The organism is Citrobacter sp. SX206, from assembly GCF_024181025.1.
GTDB classification, from domain to species: Bacteria; Pseudomonadota; Gammaproteobacteria; order Enterobacterales; family Enterobacteriaceae; genus Citrobacter; species Citrobacter youngae.
In genome coordinates this window covers 3710046-3725775 of sequence record NZ_CP049738.1, presented here as the reverse complement: position 1 = coordinate 3725775, position 15730 = coordinate 3710046, and the positions used below count along the sequence as shown (strand labels likewise).

The 15730-nt window shown below is 52.6% G+C and carries 16 protein-coding genes and 1 rRNA gene; 9 read left to right on the top strand and 8 right to left on the bottom strand.

The features are described from left to right. Positions 1 to 7 precede the first annotated feature (7 nt). The 4 genes from accA (at position 8) to tilS (ending at position 5013) form a co-directional block, all read left to right on the top strand. On the top strand, positions 8 to 967 hold the full coding sequence (gene accA / locus G8S19_RS18130; protein WP_061067282.1) for an acetyl-CoA carboxylase carboxyl transferase subunit alpha: 960 nt from the start codon (positions 8 to 10) through the stop codon (positions 965 to 967). 99 nt (positions 968 to 1066) lie between these two features. Beyond that, positions 1067 to 3205 (top strand): lysine decarboxylase LdcC, encoded by a 2139-nt coding sequence (ldcC, locus tag G8S19_RS18125; RefSeq protein ID WP_124021709.1) that lies wholly within the window; start codon positions 1067 to 1069, stop codon positions 3203 to 3205. Positions 3206 to 3269: 64 nt separating this feature from the next. Beyond that, positions 3270 to 3659, top strand: coding sequence for a VOC family protein (locus G8S19_RS18120; protein WP_048212638.1), 390 nt, complete (start codon positions 3270 to 3272; stop codon positions 3657 to 3659). A 61-nt stretch (positions 3660 to 3720) separates the two neighbouring features. Then, positions 3721 to 5013: a tRNA lysidine(34) synthetase TilS gene (gene tilS, locus G8S19_RS18115; protein WP_124021710.1), complete on the top strand. Its 1293-nt coding sequence runs from the start codon at positions 3721 to 3723 to the stop codon at positions 5011 to 5013. 64 nt (positions 5014 to 5077) lie between these two features. Here tilS and rof read toward each other — a convergent pair whose 3' ends face one another. Both rof and G8S19_RS18105 read right to left on the bottom strand, forming a co-directional pair. Continuing rightward, the gene (gene rof / locus G8S19_RS18110; RefSeq protein WP_048212636.1) at positions 5078 to 5338 is read right to left on the bottom strand and encodes a Rho-binding antiterminator; all 261 of its coding nucleotides are present in this window, start codon (positions 5336 to 5338) and stop codon (positions 5078 to 5080) included. Further along, a complete protein-coding gene (locus tag G8S19_RS18105; RefSeq protein WP_005132083.1) occupies positions 5325 to 5525 on the bottom strand; it encodes a YaeP family protein in 201 nt (66 codons plus the stop codon). The genes rof and G8S19_RS18105 overlap by 14 nt, the downstream gene beginning before the upstream one ends. Before the next feature lie 199 nt (positions 5526 to 5724). On the opposite strand from G8S19_RS18105, the gene G8S19_RS18100 reads away from it, so the two are divergent. Genes G8S19_RS18100 through nlpE form a run of 3 tightly spaced genes read left to right on the top strand, consistent with a single transcriptional unit; the run spans position 5725 to position 7419 of the window. Further along, positions 5725 to 6270, top strand: coding sequence for a YaeQ family protein (locus G8S19_RS18100; RefSeq protein WP_124021711.1), 546 nt, complete (start codon positions 5725 to 5727; stop codon positions 6268 to 6270). Continuing rightward, a complete protein-coding gene (arfB, locus tag G8S19_RS18095) occupies positions 6267 to 6689 on the top strand; it encodes an alternative ribosome rescue aminoacyl-tRNA hydrolase ArfB (protein ID WP_061067287.1) in 423 nt (140 codons plus the stop codon). The genes G8S19_RS18100 and arfB overlap by 4 nt, the downstream gene beginning before the upstream one ends. 31 nt (positions 6690 to 6720) lie before the next feature. Further along, positions 6721 to 7419: an envelope stress response activation lipoprotein NlpE gene (nlpE, locus tag G8S19_RS18090; RefSeq protein ID WP_105242149.1), complete on the top strand. Its 699-nt coding sequence runs from the start codon at positions 6721 to 6723 to the stop codon at positions 7417 to 7419. Between the two features lie 43 nt (positions 7420 to 7462). On the opposite strand, the gene proS is transcribed toward nlpE, so the two are convergent. The 6 genes from proS to metN all read right to left on the bottom strand — a co-directional run bounded on the left by proS (position 7463) and on the right by metN (position 13057). Continuing rightward, complete coding sequence (proS, locus tag G8S19_RS18085) at positions 7463 to 9181, bottom strand: proline--tRNA ligase (RefSeq protein WP_124021712.1); 1719 nt, start codon at positions 9179 to 9181, stop codon at positions 7463 to 7465. 113 nt (positions 9182 to 9294) lie between these two features. Next, entirely contained in the window at positions 9295 to 10002 is a 708-nt protein-coding gene (gene tsaA / locus G8S19_RS18080) for a tRNA (N6-threonylcarbamoyladenosine(37)-N6)-methyltransferase TrmO (protein ID WP_048212632.1), read from the bottom strand. Then, entirely contained in the window at positions 9999 to 10403 is a 405-nt protein-coding gene (gene rcsF, locus G8S19_RS18075; RefSeq protein WP_040230040.1) for an Rcs stress response system protein RcsF, read from the bottom strand. Before rcsF ends, tsaA begins: the two co-directional genes overlap by 4 nt. Before the next feature lie 116 nt (positions 10404 to 10519). Continuing rightward, positions 10520 to 11335 (bottom strand): methionine ABC transporter substrate-binding lipoprotein MetQ, encoded by an 816-nt coding sequence (gene metQ, locus G8S19_RS18070; RefSeq protein WP_003829145.1) that lies wholly within the window; start codon positions 11333 to 11335, stop codon positions 10520 to 10522. A gap of 44 nt (positions 11336 to 11379) precedes the next feature. Then, positions 11380 to 12033: a methionine ABC transporter permease MetI gene (locus G8S19_RS18065; protein ID WP_006686810.1), complete on the bottom strand. Its 654-nt coding sequence runs from the start codon at positions 12031 to 12033 to the stop codon at positions 11380 to 11382. Then, a complete protein-coding gene (gene metN / locus G8S19_RS18060) occupies positions 12026 to 13057 on the bottom strand; it encodes a methionine ABC transporter ATP-binding protein MetN (RefSeq protein ID WP_124021714.1) in 1032 nt (343 codons plus the stop codon). Before metN ends, G8S19_RS18065 begins: the two co-directional genes overlap by 8 nt. A gap of 189 nt (positions 13058 to 13246) precedes the next feature. Here metN and gmhB point away from each other — a divergent pair, with 189 nt between their 5' ends. Next, positions 13247 to 13813, top strand: coding sequence for a D-glycero-beta-D-manno-heptose 1,7-bisphosphate 7-phosphatase (gmhB, locus tag G8S19_RS18055; protein WP_124021715.1), 567 nt, complete (start codon positions 13247 to 13249; stop codon positions 13811 to 13813). Positions 13814 to 14179: 366 nt separating this feature from the next. Continuing rightward, positions 14180 to 15721: ribosomal RNA gene (locus G8S19_RS18050) — 16S ribosomal RNA — on the top strand. The last annotated feature ends 9 nt before the right edge of the window (positions 15722 to 15730 follow it).

Below are 15730 nucleotides of genomic sequence, written 5' to 3'. Positions count from 1 at the left end.
GAATACTATGAGTCTGAATTTCCTTGATTTTGAACAGCCGATTGCAGAGCTGGAAGCAAAAATCGATTCTCTGACTGCGGTTAGCCGTCAGGATGAGAAACTGGATATTAACATCGATGAAGAAGTGCATCGTCTGCGTGAAAAAAGCGTAGAACTGACGCGTAAAATCTTCGCCGATCTTGGCGCATGGCAGGTAGCCCAACTGGCGCGCCATCCACAGCGTCCGTACACCCTGGATTATGTCCGCCTGGCATTTGATGAATTTGATGAGCTGGCGGGCGATCGTGCCTATGCGGATGATAAAGCTATCGTCGGCGGCATCGCGCGTCTGGATGGCCGTCCGGTGATGATCATTGGTCATCAGAAAGGCCGTGAGACCAAAGAAAAAATCCGTCGTAATTTCGGCATGCCAGCGCCGGAAGGCTATCGCAAAGCGCTGCGTCTGATGGAAATGGCTGAGCGCTTCAACATGCCGATCATTACCTTCATCGACACCCCAGGGGCATACCCGGGCGTGGGCGCGGAAGAGCGTGGCCAGTCTGAAGCGATTGCGCGCAACCTGCGTGAAATGTCGCGTCTGAGCGTGCCGGTTATCTGTACCGTTATCGGTGAAGGTGGCTCCGGCGGCGCGCTGGCGATCGGCGTGGGTGATAAAGTGAATATGCTGCAGTACAGCACCTATTCCGTTATCTCTCCGGAAGGCTGCGCCTCCATTTTGTGGAAAAGCGCCGACAAAGCGCCGCTGGCCGCAGAAGCGATGGGCATCATCGCCCCGCGTCTGAAAGAGCTGAAGCTGATTGACTCTATCATCCCGGAACCGTTGGGCGGCGCCCATCGTAACCCGGAAGTGATGGCGGCATCCCTGAAAGCACAACTGCTGGCCGATCTCGCCGATCTCGACGTGTTAAGCAAAGAAGATTTGAAAAACCGTCGTTACCAGCGTCTGATGAGCTATGGTTACGCGTAAACTGCATTAATTCTGAAAAGGGCCACAACGCTGTGGCCCTTTTTTTTACCTGCAGTTTGACCAGGCTATGCTTAACTAAGGTTTTTCCAGGAGGAACGCATGAATATCATTGCCATCATGGGACCGCATGGCGTCTTTTATAAAGATGAGCCCATCAAGGAACTTGAACGTGCGCTGCAGCAGCAGGGATTTCAGATTATCTGGCCGCAGAATAGCGTCGACCTGCTGAAGTTTATCGAGCATAACCCGCGAATTTGCGGCGTCATTTTTGACTGGGATGAATACAGTCTGGATCTGTGCAGTGACATCAATCAGCTCAACGAGTATCTCCCGCTCTACGCCTTTATTAATACCCATTCGACAATGGATGTCAGTGCGCACGACCTGCGCATGGCGCTGTGGTTCTTTGAGTACGCATTGGGCCAGTCTGATGATATTGCTACGCGTATTCGCCAGTACACCAATGAATATCTCGACAACATTACGCCTCCTTTTACCAAAGCGCTGTTTACCTATGTGAAGGAAGGGAAATATACCTTCTGCACGCCCGGGCACATGGCGGGAACGGCGTACCAGAAAAGTCCGGTCGGCTGCCTGTTCTATGATTTCTTTGGCGGTAATACGCTGAAAGCCGACGTGTCCATTTCGGTGACCGAGCTGGGCTCATTGCTTGATCATACCGGTCCGCACCTGGAAGCGGAGGAGTATATCGCGCGTACTTTTGGTGCCGAGCAGAGCTATATGGTGACCAACGGCACCTCGACATCGAACAAGATTGTCGGTATGTATGCTGCACCTGCAGGCAGTACGCTCCTGATTGACCGCAACTGCCATAAGTCACTGGCGCATTTGCTGATGATGAGTGATGTGGTGCCAATCTGGCTGAAGCCTACGCGTAACGCGCTGGGGATCCTCGGCGGTATACCCCGTCGGGAATTTACCCACGCAAGCATTGAACGCAAAGTTGAGGAAACCAATCAGGCGCAATGGCCGGTCCACGCGGTGATCACCAACTCCACCTATGATGGCCTGTTGTATAACACCAACTGGATCAAACAAACGCTGGATGTGCCCTCCATCCATTTTGATTCAGCCTGGGTGCCGTATACCCATTTTCATCCGATCTATCAGGGGAAAAGCGGGATGAGCGGCGAACGGGTTCCGGGAAAGGTGATTTTTGAAACCCAGTCCACCCACAAGATGCTGGCGGCGTTGTCACAGGCTTCGCTGATTCATATTAAGGGCGATTATGACGAAGACACGTTCAACGAAGCCTTTATGATGCACACCTCTACGTCTCCAAGCTACCCGATTGTTGCGTCTATCGAAACGGCGGCGGCAATGCTGCGTGGCAATTCAGGCAAGCGGTTAATCAATCGTTCGGTGGAACGGGCGCTGCATTTCCGTAAAGAAGTGCAGCGGCTACGCGAAGAGTCAGATGGCTGGTTCTTTGACATCTGGCAGCCGGAAAGGGTGGATGAAGCAGAGTGCTGGCCAGTGTCGCCTGGCGAAGACTGGCACGGATTTGTCGATGCTGACGCCGACCACATGTTCCTTGACCCGGTGAAAGTGACCATTCTGACGCCGGGAATGGATGAACAGGGAAATATGAGCGAAGAGGGGATCCCCGCAGCGCTGGTGGCGAAATTCCTCGATGAACGCGGCGTCGTCGTCGAGAAAACGGGACCGTATAACCTGTTGTTCCTGTTCAGCATTGGTATTGATAAAACCCGGGCGATGGGGCTGCTACGTGGCCTGACGGAATTTAAACGTTCATACGACCTGAATTTACGCGTGAAAAATATGCTGCCGGATCTGTATGCCGAAGATCCTGATTTCTATCGTAATATGCGTATTCAGGATCTGGCTCAGGGGATCCATAAACTGATCCGCCAGCACGATCTCTCCGGGCTGATGCTGCGGGCATTTGATACCTTACCGGAAATGAAAATGACACCTCACCAGGCCTGGCAGCGGCAGATCAAGGGTGAAGTCGAAACGGTAGCACTTGATCAACTGGTGGGGCGCGTTTCCGCCAATATGATCCTGCCTTACCCTCCCGGTGTGCCGCTGCTGATGCCCGGAGAAATGATCACTGCCAAAAGCCGCGCTGTACTCGATTTCCTGCTGATGCTGTGCTCGGTGGGGCAGCGCTACCCTGGATTTGAAACCGATATCCATGGCGCTAAACTGGGTGAGGACGGCGTGTATCGTGTGAGAGTCCTGAAAATGGCATAACGACTTGCCTGAACCCGTTGCGCACGAGTAACGTGCTGAGAGTAAAATTAAAGAGGCGAAGAGCATGCTGGGGTTAAAACAGGTTCACCATATTGCCATTATTGCGACGGACTACAGGGCCAGTAAGGCATTTTACTGCGATGTATTAGGTTTCACGTTAATGAGCGAAGCCTACCGGGAAGAGCGTGACTCCTGGAAAGGCGATCTGGCGTTGAACGGCCAGTACGTGATTGAGCTGTTTTCTTTTCCGTTTCCGCCTTGCCGCCCGAGTCGACCGGAAGCCTGCGGTTTACGCCATCTGGCGTTCAGCGTCGAGGATGTGGAAAAGTCGATTGCTCATCTTGAAGCCCATCATGTGAAATGTGAGCCGGTGCGCATCGATCCGTTTACCGGCAAACGCTTTACGTTTTTTAACGATCCAGACGGATTACCGCTTGAACTGTACGAGCTGTAAGGCTTGTCATTGTGGCGTTAGCCCGGTAACGTGCCGGGCAATGCTATTGTAAGCAATCATCATGACGACACTTACACTGAACACTTCACTTCTGAACACTAACGCGATCCTCGTTGCCTTTAGCGGCGGCCTCGACTCTACCGTACTACTGCATCAGTTGGTGCTGTGGCGAGCGCAGCATCCTGATGTCGCCCTACGCGCAATCCATATTCATCACGGATTAAGCCCGCACGCAGACAGTTGGGTACAGCACTGTGAGTCGGTATGTGCGCAGTGGCAGGTGCCGCTGGTGGTTGAACGGGTCCATCTTGAGGATGATGGCCTGGGCATCGAAGCGCAGGCTCGATGCGCGCGCTATCAGGCCTTTGCGCAGACGCTGCTGCCTGGAGAGGTGCTGATGACCGCTCAGCATCTGGACGATCAATGTGAGACATTTTTGTTAGCGCTTAAGCGTGGCAGCGGTCCTGCCGGACTTTCCGCCATGGGCGAAAACTCACCGTTCGCCGGAACCCAACTGATTCGACCGTTGCTGGCGCAAACGCGAGAGGCGCTTGAAACTTGGGCGCGCCAGCATGAATTACGCTGGATTGAAGATGAAAGCAATCAGGATGACACCTACGATCGCAATTTCCTCAGGTTGCGCGTTACCCCATTGCTCCAACAGCGCTGGCCGCACTTCGCGCAAGCCACTGCTCGCAGCGCCGCGCTGTGCGCCGAGCAGGAGAGCTTACTGGATGAACTGCTGGCCAGCGATTTAGCCAACTGTGTTATGGCGCAAGGTACACTCTTGCTCGGGCCATTAATGACGATGAGTACTGTACGACGTGCCGCGCTGCTTCGTCGCTGGCTGGCGGGGTTAAATGCGCCGATGCCTTCCCGTGATGGGCTGGAACGTATCTGGCAGGAAGTGGCGCTGGCGCGGGAAGATGCGTCACCAAGTTTTCGCCTCGGGGAGTACGAGGTCCGTCGTTATCAGTCACAGCTGTGGTGGGTGAAATCAGTCGATGGGCAAAGCGAAACTATTATCCCGTGGTTAGAGTGGAAAACACCGTTGACGCTGCCTGCCGGATTGGGTTCGGTTCAGTTAATCTCTGCGGGTGATTTGCGCTTGCCACAAGCGGATGAAGTCGTCAGTATCCGTTTTAAAGCGCCAGGGTTATTGCATATTGTCGGGCGTAACGGCGGACGGAAATTAAAAAAAATCTGGCAGGAGCAGGGTATTCCTCCCTGGCGGCGAGATTCCACGCCATTACTGTTTTACGGTGACACGTTGATTGCGGCAGCAGGGGTTTTCGTGACGCATGAAGGGCTGGCAAAAGGTGAAGAAGGTGTGAGTCTGGTGTGGCGTGCCTGATGGCGCGGCGCTTATCAGGCCTACGTATCGTATGGAAAGTAGGCCGGATAAGGTGCAAGAAAGGTTAAGATTCGCTGACCACCACGGTACCAATTTGCGGGTGACTGAAACTGGCAATTTTGTCGAGGCGAAGCTCACGGGTTTCACCCGAAACATCGGCGACCAGATATTCCACATTTTTGCGGGAAACCAGGTCATTTGCTTTTGCCTGTAGAACTTCGCCATCTTTGAGCGCCAGCGTCAGTAACAAATGGTGCTGGCAGGCGAGTTCAAGATTGTCGTAATCATCACAGTTGATGGGTTGATACGTTTCATTCATTGACATAATCGCTCACCAGTAAGTTCGCGGCAGCATAGGCCGCCTTTTCCCTGACCGACTCTGAAAGGGCGCTGTCTGCCGCCACTTCATTAAGTACCTTCAATACGCAACCCAGCGCATCCGGGACATACCCTAAGTCTCCGCTGGCGATTTCCGCGTACCGCTTGCGTATTAACTCACAATATTTTTCCACATGCCCTCCTGTCAGCACTCTGACTTAACCGTGGATGCAAGTCTAAGCCTACGAAGATAAACTCTGTTTAGCAAGGTGACTATACCATACTCATTCAAGCAATATCAGCGCCTTGATAGACGGTACACACGTCAGTCGTTAGCAGCCTTTTGCCGCAGTTTTCGCTACAATGGCTGCCTGATTCAAAAGGAGTTCTCCCATGGCGCTTAAAGCGACAATCTATAAAGCCGTCGTCAACGTAGCGGATCTCGACCGCAGTCAGTTTCTTGACGCGACATTGACGCTGGCGCGTCACCCTTCAGAAACCCAGGAACGCATGATGTTGCGTCTGTTGGCATGGATTAAATATGCTGACGAGCGGCTGCAATTCACGCGGGGTTTAAGCGCTGAAGACGAACCCGAAGCATGGTTGCGCAACGACCACCTGGGCATTGATCTCTGGATTGAACTCGGCTTGCCGGATGAGCGTCGCATTAAGAAGGCGTGTACCCAGTCTGCTGAAGTCGCTTTGTTTGCCTATAACAGCCGTGCAGCGCAAATCTGGTGGCAGCAGAACCAAAGCAAATGCGCGCAGTTTAAGAATCTTACCGTGTGGTATCTGGATGATGAACAACTGGCACAACTGAGTGACTTTGCCGGTCGTACAATGGCGCTACAGGCGACTATTCAGGATGGCGCTATCTGGCTGTCTGATTCTCAGAATAATCTGGAAATTCACCTGACCACGTGGCAGCCGCGTTCATGATCGTTATCTCCCGAAATGTCTCTATCCCAGATAACGAGCTGGAAATCACGGCGATTCGGGCACAGGGTGCAGGTGGACAGCACGTTAATAAGACCTCGACGGCTATCCATTTGCGCTTTGACATTCGGGCCTCTGGGCTGCCAGAGTATTACAAGGAACGCCTGTTGGCTGCCAGTCATCATCTGATTACAGGCGATGGCGTGATTATTATTAAGGCGCAGGAATACCGTAGCCAGGAATTGAACCGGGAAGCGGCAATCTCCCGACTGGTGGCGGTGATAAAAGAATTAACCGCAGTGCAGAAAAGTAGGCAGGCTACGCGCCCGACTCGCGCTTCAAAAGAACGCAGATTGTCATCGAAGGCGCAAAAGTCCACTGTGAAGGCACTGCGCGGGAAAGTTCGTCGCCCACAGGACTGACGAATGGGAATACAATATTGAGAAGGAATCTGTGGTGAAAACAGCAATACTGTCATTAGCAGCTGTATTTACACTCTTTGCCTTGATCGGCTGTAACAACCGCTCTGAAGTCGATGCTTTGCAACCGACGCAAGCGGCAGAATTAAAACCGATGCAGCAAAGCTGGCGTGGCATCTTGCCTTGTGCGGACTGCGAAGGGATTGAAACTTCTTTGTTCCTGGAAAAAGATGGAACATGGGTAATGAACGAACGCTATCAGGGTGTACGTGATGAACCGTCTTCGTTTGCTTCATATGGCTCGTGGGCGCGTACGGCTGATAAGCTGGTGCTAACGGACAGCAAAGGTGAAAAGTCGTACTACCGGGCAAAAGGCGAGGCGCTGGAAATGCTCGATCGTGAAGGTAATCCGATAGAGTCGCAGTTCAACTACACCCTCCAGCCAGTTTCCGCCAGCTTACCGGTGACGCCAATGCCGATGCGGGGAATGTACTTCTATATGGCTGATGCGGCAATCTTTACCGACTGCGCAACGGGTAAGCGGATGCCAGTGGCGAATAACGCCCAGCTTGAGCGGGACTATTTAGCCGCGCGCGCGGAAAACGGGCAATCTGTATTGCTGACGCTGGAAGCGCATTTCACAATGGAGGCGAACCCGGACACCGGCGAGAAAGTGAAAACGCTGATGGCGGATAAAGATGCGAAATTTATCCCCGGTAAAGGATGTAATTAATTGATGTAAAAAAGGCCCTGATCCTCAGGGCCTTTTGCTGGTATTAGCCTTTAATGGCTTTCACCAGGTAGTCAACGATGTCGCCGGTTTTAATCAGCTGTTTCTCGCCGTTACGACGATATTTGTATTCAATATCATCGTTATCGAGGTTACGGTCGCCGAGCACGATAGTGTGCGGAACACCGATCAGCTCCATATCGGCAAACATCACGCCCGGACGCTCTTTACGATCGTCCATCAGCACTTCGATGCCCTGTGCGCGCAGCTCAGCGTACAGCTTCTCAGCCAGTTCCTGCACGCGGTAGGACTTGTGCATGTTCATCGGCAAAATCGCGACCTGGAACGGGGCAATGGCGTCTGGCCATACGATGCCGCGATCGTCAAAATTCTGCTCAATAGCAGCAGCAACCACGCGAGTGACCCCGATACCGTAGCAACCCATGGTCAGGATCTGGTTACGACCATCTTCGCCCTGTACGGCGGCTTTCATCGCTTCAGAGTACTTGGTACCCAACTGGAAGATGTGGCCGACTTCGATACCGCGTTTGATCAGCAGTGTACCTTTGCCATCCGGGCTTGGATCGCCTGCGACCACGTTACGGATATCTGCCACTTCCGGAGTTGCAACATCACGATCCCAGTTAATACCGAAATAGTGCTTACCGTCGATGTTGGCGCCGGCGGCAAAATCGCTCATTACCGCAACGGTACGGTCGATAACTACGGGAATCGGCATGTTCACCGGACCGAGCGAACCCGGAGCTGCTTTCACGACGGCACGGATTTCTTCTTCAGTAGCAAAAGTCAGCGGGCTGGCAACCTGCGGCAGTTTTTCTGCTTTGACTTCGTTCAGCTCGTGATCGCCGCGAACCAGCAGAGCAACCAGCGGGTAGCTGCTACCTTCAACCGCTTTCACCAGCAGGGTTTTCACGGTTTTTTCGATAGGCAGGTTGAACTGCTCAACCAGTTCGGCGATGGTTTTGGCGTTCGGAGTATCAACCAGCGTCATTTCCTGAGTGGCTGCTGCGCGCGGCTCTTTCGGCGCAACGGCTTCAGCAAATTCGATGTTGGCAGCAAAATCGGAGCTGTCGGAGAATACAACGTCATCTTCGCCGCTCTGTGCCAGTACTTGGAATTCGTGAGAAGCGCTACCGCCGATAGATCCGGTATCAGCCTGTACTGCGCGGAAATCCAGGCCCATACGGCTAAAGATTTTGCTGTACGCGGCATACATCGCGTCGTAAGTTTCCTGCAGAGATTCCTGAGAAGTATGGAAAGAGTACGCATCTTTCATCAGGAATTCGCGGGAACGCATCACGCCGAATCGTGGGCGAACTTCGTCACGGAATTTCGTCTGGATCTGATAGAAGTTCAGCGGCAGCTGTTTGTAAGAGCTCAGCTCATTACGGATCAGGTCGGTGATGACTTCTTCATGCGTTGGGCCGAGTACGAATGAACGATCGCCACGGTCTGCGATACGCAGCAGTTCCGGGCCGTACTGTTCCCAACGACCGCTCTCTTCCCACAGTTCAGAAGGCTGAACGACCGGCATCAACACCTCGATCGCACCGGCGTTGTTCATTTCTTCACGCACGATGTTTTCGACTTTTTTCAGGACGCGCACGCCGGTCGGCAGCCAGGTGTATAACCCGGAGGCCAGCTTGCGGATCATCCCGGCGCGCAGCATCAGCTGGTGGCTGATGACTTCGGCGTCGGCAGGTGTCTCCTTCAGAGTGGAGAGCAGATATTGGCTAGTACGCATGTTGTTACGGTTCCAGTTGAACGATCGAACAGGCTCAAAACGAGCCTGGCACAAAACAAAAGTGGTTTAGTTTACCAGCGAGAAAGGGATGTCAAAAGAGTACGCGACGCAAATTAGCGGGCTTCCAGAGCAAAGACCTCAAATCCTGACGGTGTGACGCGCCAGCGGACGTTAAAGTCCAGCAACCAGACGGCGTAGGTTTTGCCTTCTTCCTCATTTTTACGGTAGGCAGGACGCGGATCCTGCGCCAGCACTTCGGCAATAAACTGACGAAGACGCGGGTAACGTTGTTCGAGCTTCGGTAGCTGCTCCGCGAGATCTTCACTGAACGTCACCTCGACGCTAGCCTGAGGTGCGTCCTGGGCATAGCTGGCGCGAGCATCAGGCAGCGATTCGGCAAACGGCAGATACGGCTTAATATCCACAACTGGCGTTCCGTCAACAAGGTCCAGTCCACCGAGTTCGAGGATTACGTGCTCTTTATGGCAGCGGATGCCCCGCAGCTCAACCAGCGACATACCGACAGGGTTAGGACGAAAGGTCGAACGCGTGGCAAAGACGCCCATTCTGGCGTTACCGCCCAGACGGGGTGGGCGCACGGTTGGACGCCATCCACCTTCCATTGTCTGATGAAAAACAAAAATCACCCACAAATGGCTGAATGCTTCCAGGCCGCGAACAGCATCGGCCTGGTTATAGGGCGCGAGCAAATGCAGTTCGCCGTTGGCGCTTTTCACCAGACCCGGCTGGCGCGGCACAGCGAACTTTTCTTTATAAGGAGAGCGGATAACGCCTATTTGCTCGAACTGAAAATGACTCATTTAGACGAAATGTTCAGAGCAGAACCGATGCAAACTGCCTGACGATAGCAGCCCGGCGTCCCGCTGGTTACTTCGCAGCTGTGCAGCAATACCGCATTTGCTTTCATTTTAGAGGCGTTAATCTGCATGCGTTTGCGTGCGGTTGGAATGCTCGGCGGGGAATCCTGGTTGGATGCCTGGCAGGATTCGCCGCTGACTTCGCCGAGATCGCGGAACGGTTTGCCCACTAAATCTTCAGCGTTAGTGATGATTCTTACCGGCGTCGCGCGCGGTGCTTTTGGTTTTTCCGGCTCCGCTTTTGGCGGGGTAGCGGTGCTTTGAACGGGTTCAACAGGGGATCTGCTTAACATAGAACAGCCGCTCAGCATGAGTGCTACTAAACAGATCGGTAAAGCACGCATAATATTTCCTCAATGAATGATCTAAACGTCAGATATTGAATCAGGTGCTTGCATAAATGACAAGACGGGCAAGCGCCCGTCCTGATGATATTACAGATTGTGAAAACAGCCTAAAATTACCAGCCTTTAACAGCACCGCCGTTGAAGACTTTGTTTGCCGCTTCGTAAACTTCGTCTGACTGGTATGCTTCAACGAATTTCTTCACGTTCTCAGCATCTTTATTGTCTTCACGCGTCACGATCAGGTTTACGTACGGAGAATCTTTATCTTCAACAAAGATACCGTCTTTTGCTGGCGTCAGGCCGATCTGGCTGGCATAGGTGGTGTTGATGACTGCCAGCGCGATTTGCGCGTCATCCAGTGAGCGTGGCAACTGCGGCGCTTCCAGTTCAACCAGCTTCAGGTTTTTCGGGTTTTCAATCACGTCCAGCGCGGTCGGCAGCAGGCCAACGCCATCTTTCAGTTTAATCAAACCGACTTTCTGCAGCAGTAGCAGGGAACGGCCGAGGTTAGTCGGGTCGTTTGGAATAGCGACCTGAGAGCCATCCTGCAGTTCATCCAGTGATTTGATTTTTTTGGAGTAGCCTGCAATCGGATAAACAAAGGTATTACCTACGGCAACCAGTTTGTAACCACGATCTTTGATCTGCTGATCCAGGTACGGTTTGTGCTGGAAGGCGTTAGCATCGATATCGCCTTTGCTCAGCGCTTCATTGGGCAGGACATAATCGTTGAATGTTACCAGTTCAACATCCAGACCGTATTTTTCTTTAGCCACTTTCTGGGCGACTTCAGCAACCTGCTGCTCTGCGCCAACGATAACACCCACTTTGATGTGGTTAGGATCTTTTTCATCCTGACCGCAACCCACAAGTGCCAGAGAACCGATTAGGGCTCCAACTGCCGCAAAGGTTTTGAATTTGAACGCCATGCTTATTTCCTTTTCTTAATGAGTTTTTAGTGTTGTGTGTAACGTTATTTGTGCGTGACTACCCGGACGATGCGATCGCCAGATAACTGAATTAAATAAACCAGAACGACGAGCAATACCAGCACTGTATTCATTACGGTAGCGTTGTAGCCAATGTAACCGTACTGATAGCCAATCTGCCCAAGACCACCGGCACCAACGGCGCCACCCATCGCGGAGTAACCAACCAGCGTGATAAGGGTGATGGTGGCCGCATTGACCAGTCCTGGCAGCGCTTCTGGTAGTAATACCTTACGTACGATTTGCAGCGGCGTGGCGCCCATCGCACGAGAGGCTTCTATCAGCCCGGTCGGGATTTCGAGCAGCGCGTTTTCCACCATGCGGGCGATAAACGGCGCGGCGCCGACGGTCAGCGGGACGATAGCGGCCTGCAGTCCGATAGAGGTGCCTACGATCATGCGGGTGAACGGAATCATCCAAACTAATAAGATGATGAACGGGATGGAACGGAAAATGTTCACCAGCGCAGAGAGCGTACGGTAGAGCTTCGCGTTCTCAATGATTTGCCCCGGACGCGTTACGTACAGCAACACGCCAACCGGCAGACCGATCACAAAACCAAAAAAACCGGACACAAAGGTCATTGCCAGCGTTTCCCATACGCCGCGAACCAGCAGCCACATCATCGGCTCAGACATAACCCAGTACCTCTACTTTTACATGGTGTTCCTGCAACCAGTTGATGGCTGCTTGTGTATCTTCCTGTGTGCCGTGCATTTCAGTCAGCATGATGCCGAATTTCACACCGCCGGCGTAATCCATCTGCGCGCTAATAATGTTGTTATTCACGTTAAAGCGACGGGCCGTCTCAGAGAGCAATGGCGCATCAACGGAATGACCGGTGAATTCCATGCGCAGCATTGGCACACTGTCTGCTTCTGGCTCGGCTTTTAACCGTTCCAGATAATCTTCCGGGATATCCAGGTGCAGCGTGGACTGGATAAATTTCTGTGCCAACGGCGTTTTCGGGTGTGAGAACACTTCGCTGACGGTGTCTTGCTCAATCAGTTCACCATCACTGATGACTGCCACGCAGTCACAAATACGTTTTACAACGTCCATCTCATGGGTAATCAGCAGAATGGTAAGTCCCAGACGACGGTTAATGTCTTTCAATAATTCAAGAATCGAGCGGGTCGTTGCCGGATCGAGTGCGCTGGTGGCTTCATCGCACAGCAGTACTTTGGGATTGCTTGCCAGAGCACGGGCGATCGCCACACGCTGTTTTTGTCCACCGGAAAGGTTGGCCGGGTAGCTGTCGTGCTTGTCACCAAGACCAACCAAATCCAACAGTTCTGTTACACGGCGTTTGATCTCTTCTTTTGGTGTGTTATCCAGTTCCAGCGGCAGCGCGACGTTGCCAAACACAGTGCGGGAAGAGAGCAGGTTAAAGTGTTGGAAAATCATGCCGATTTGACGGCGAGCTTTGGTCAGCTCTGACTCAGAAAGCGTCGTGAGTTCCTGACCGCCGACCTGAACGCTGCCTTCGGTTGGGCGTTCAAGTAAGTTAACGCAGCGGATGAGCGTACTTTTACCGGCACCGGAGGCGCCAATAACGCCATAAATCTGCCCTGCAGGAACATTCAGGCTGACGTTATTTAACGCCTGAATGGTACGAGTCCCCTGCTGGAACACTTTGGTGATATTCGAAAGTTTAATCATTGGTTATTTATTATCGTAATTAAGTTAGCCGTGGCATTTTCGTCTGTCAGGTACGGTCGAAGCCGTCAACAAGATGGATGTTAAGGCATCCAGACGTCTAAATCAATCAGGCTTTGCGCGATGAGCACTTTCTTGCCCGCTGAAACATGCGATACTAGAGCCACATGCCTTATTCAGGAGCTATAAAAGGTGGCAAAATCTGTACCCGCAATTTTTCTCGACCGTGACGGCACTATTAATGTGGACCACGGTTACGTCCATGAGATCGACGAGTTCGAATTTATCGACGGCGTTATTGATGCCATGCGTGAACTTAAAAAAATGGGTTATGCGCTGATTGTCGTGACGAACCAGTCTGGTATTGCCCGTGGCAAATTTACCGAGGCACAATTCGAAACGTTGACTGAATGGATGGATTGGTCATTGGCCGATCGCGATGTTGAGCTGGATGGCATCTACTACTGCCCGCATCACCCACAGGGTACCGTGGAAGAGTATCGTCAGGTCTGCGACTGTCGTAAACCGCATCCTGGCATGTTTATCTCCGCCCGAGACTTCTTGCACATCGATATGGCCGCTTCTTATATGGTAGGCGACAAAATTGAAGATATGCAGGCGGCAGCAGCTGCGAATGTTGGCACGAAGATATTGGTGCGCACAGGCAAACCCGTCACACCGGAAGCAGAAAATGCGGCAGATTTGGTCATAAATAGTCTGGCAGACCTGCCAATGGCGATAAAAAAGCAGCAAAAGTAAGCGTTATGGGCAAAAGGTGAGCGGTTGAAACAAAAATGCATTTTTCCGCTTGTCTTCCTGAGTCGACTCCCTATAATGCGCCTCCATCGACACGGCGGATGTGAATCACTTCACACAAACAGCCGGTCCGGTTGAAGAGAAAAACCTGAAAATGAGGGTTGACTCTGAAAGAGGAAAGCGTAATATACGCCACCTCGCGACAGAGCGCTAAAGCGCGTCGCAACTGCTCTTTAACAATTTATCAGACAATCTGTGTGGGCACTCGAAGATACGGATTCTTAACGTCGCAAGACGAAAAATGAATACCAAGTCTCTGAGTGAACATACGTAATTCATTACGAAGTTTAATTCACGAGCATCAAACTTAAATTGAAGAGTTTGATCATGGCTCAGATTGAACGCTGGCGGCAGGCCTAACACATGCAAGTCGAACGGTAGCACAGAGGAGCTTGCTCCTTGGGTGACGAGTGGCGGACGGGTGAGTAATGTCTGGGAAACTGCCCGATGGAGGGGGATAACTACTGGAAACGGTAGCTAATACCGCATAACGTCGCAAGACCAAAGAGGGGGACCTTCGGGCCTCTTGCCATCGGATGTGCCCAGATGGGATTAGCTAGTAGGTGGGGTAACGGCTCACCTAGGCGACGATCCCTAGCTGGTCTGAGAGGATGACCAGCCACACTGGAACTGAGACACGGTCCAGACTCCTACGGGAGGCAGCAGTGGGGAATATTGCACAATGGGCGCAAGCCTGATGCAGCCATGCCGCGTGTATGAAGAAGGCCTTCGGGTTGTAAAGTACTTTCAGCGAGGAGGAAGGTGTTGAGGTTAATAACCTCAGCAATTGACGTTACTCGCAGAAGAAGCACCGGCTAACTCCGTGCCAGCAGCCGCGGTAATACGGAGGGTGCAAGCGTTAATCGGAATTACTGGGCGTAAAGCGCACGCAGGCGGTCTGTCAAGTCGGATGTGAAATCCCCGGGCTCAACCTGGGAACTGCATCCGAAACTGGCAGGCTAGAGTCTTGTAGAGGGGGGTAGAATTCCAGGTGTAGCGGTGAAATGCGTAGAGATCTGGAGGAATACCGGTGGCGAAGGCGGCCCCCTGGACAAAGACTGACGCTCAGGTGCGAAAGCGTGGGGAGCAAACAGGATTAGATACCCTGGTAGTCCACGCCGTAAACGATGTCGACTTGGAGGTTGTGCCCTTGAGGCGTGGCTTCCGGAGCTAACGCGTTAAGTCGACCGCCTGGGGAGTACGGCCGCAAGGTTAAAACTCAAATGAATTGACGGGGGCCCGCACAAGCGGTGGAGCATGTGGTTTAATTCGATGCAACGCGAAGAACCTTACCTACTCTTGACATCCAGAGAACTTGGCAGAGATGCCTTGGTGCCTTCGGGAACTCTGAGACAGGTGCTGCATGGCTGTCGTCAGCTCGTGTTGTGAAATGTTGGGTTAAGTCCCGCAACGAGCGCAACCCTTATCCTTTGTTGCCAGCGATTCGGTCGGGAACTCAAAGGAGACTGCCAGTGATAAACTGGAGGAAGGTGGGGATGACGTCAAGTCATCATGGCCCTTACGAGTAGGGCTACACACGTGCTACAATGGCGCATACAAAGAGAAGCGACCTCGCGAGAGCAAGCGGACCTCATAAAGTGCGTCGTAGTCCGGATTGGAGTCTGCAACTCGACTCCATGAAGTCGGAATCGCTAGTAATCGTGGATCAGAATGCCACGGTGAATACGTTCCCGGGCCTTGTACACACCGCCCGTCACACCATGGGAGTGGGTTGCAAAAGAAGTAGGTAGCTTAACCTTCGGGAGGGCGCTTACCACTTTGTGATTCATGACTGGGGTGAAGTCGTAACAAGGTAACCGTAGGGGAACCTGCGGTTGGATCACCTCCTTACCTTAAAGA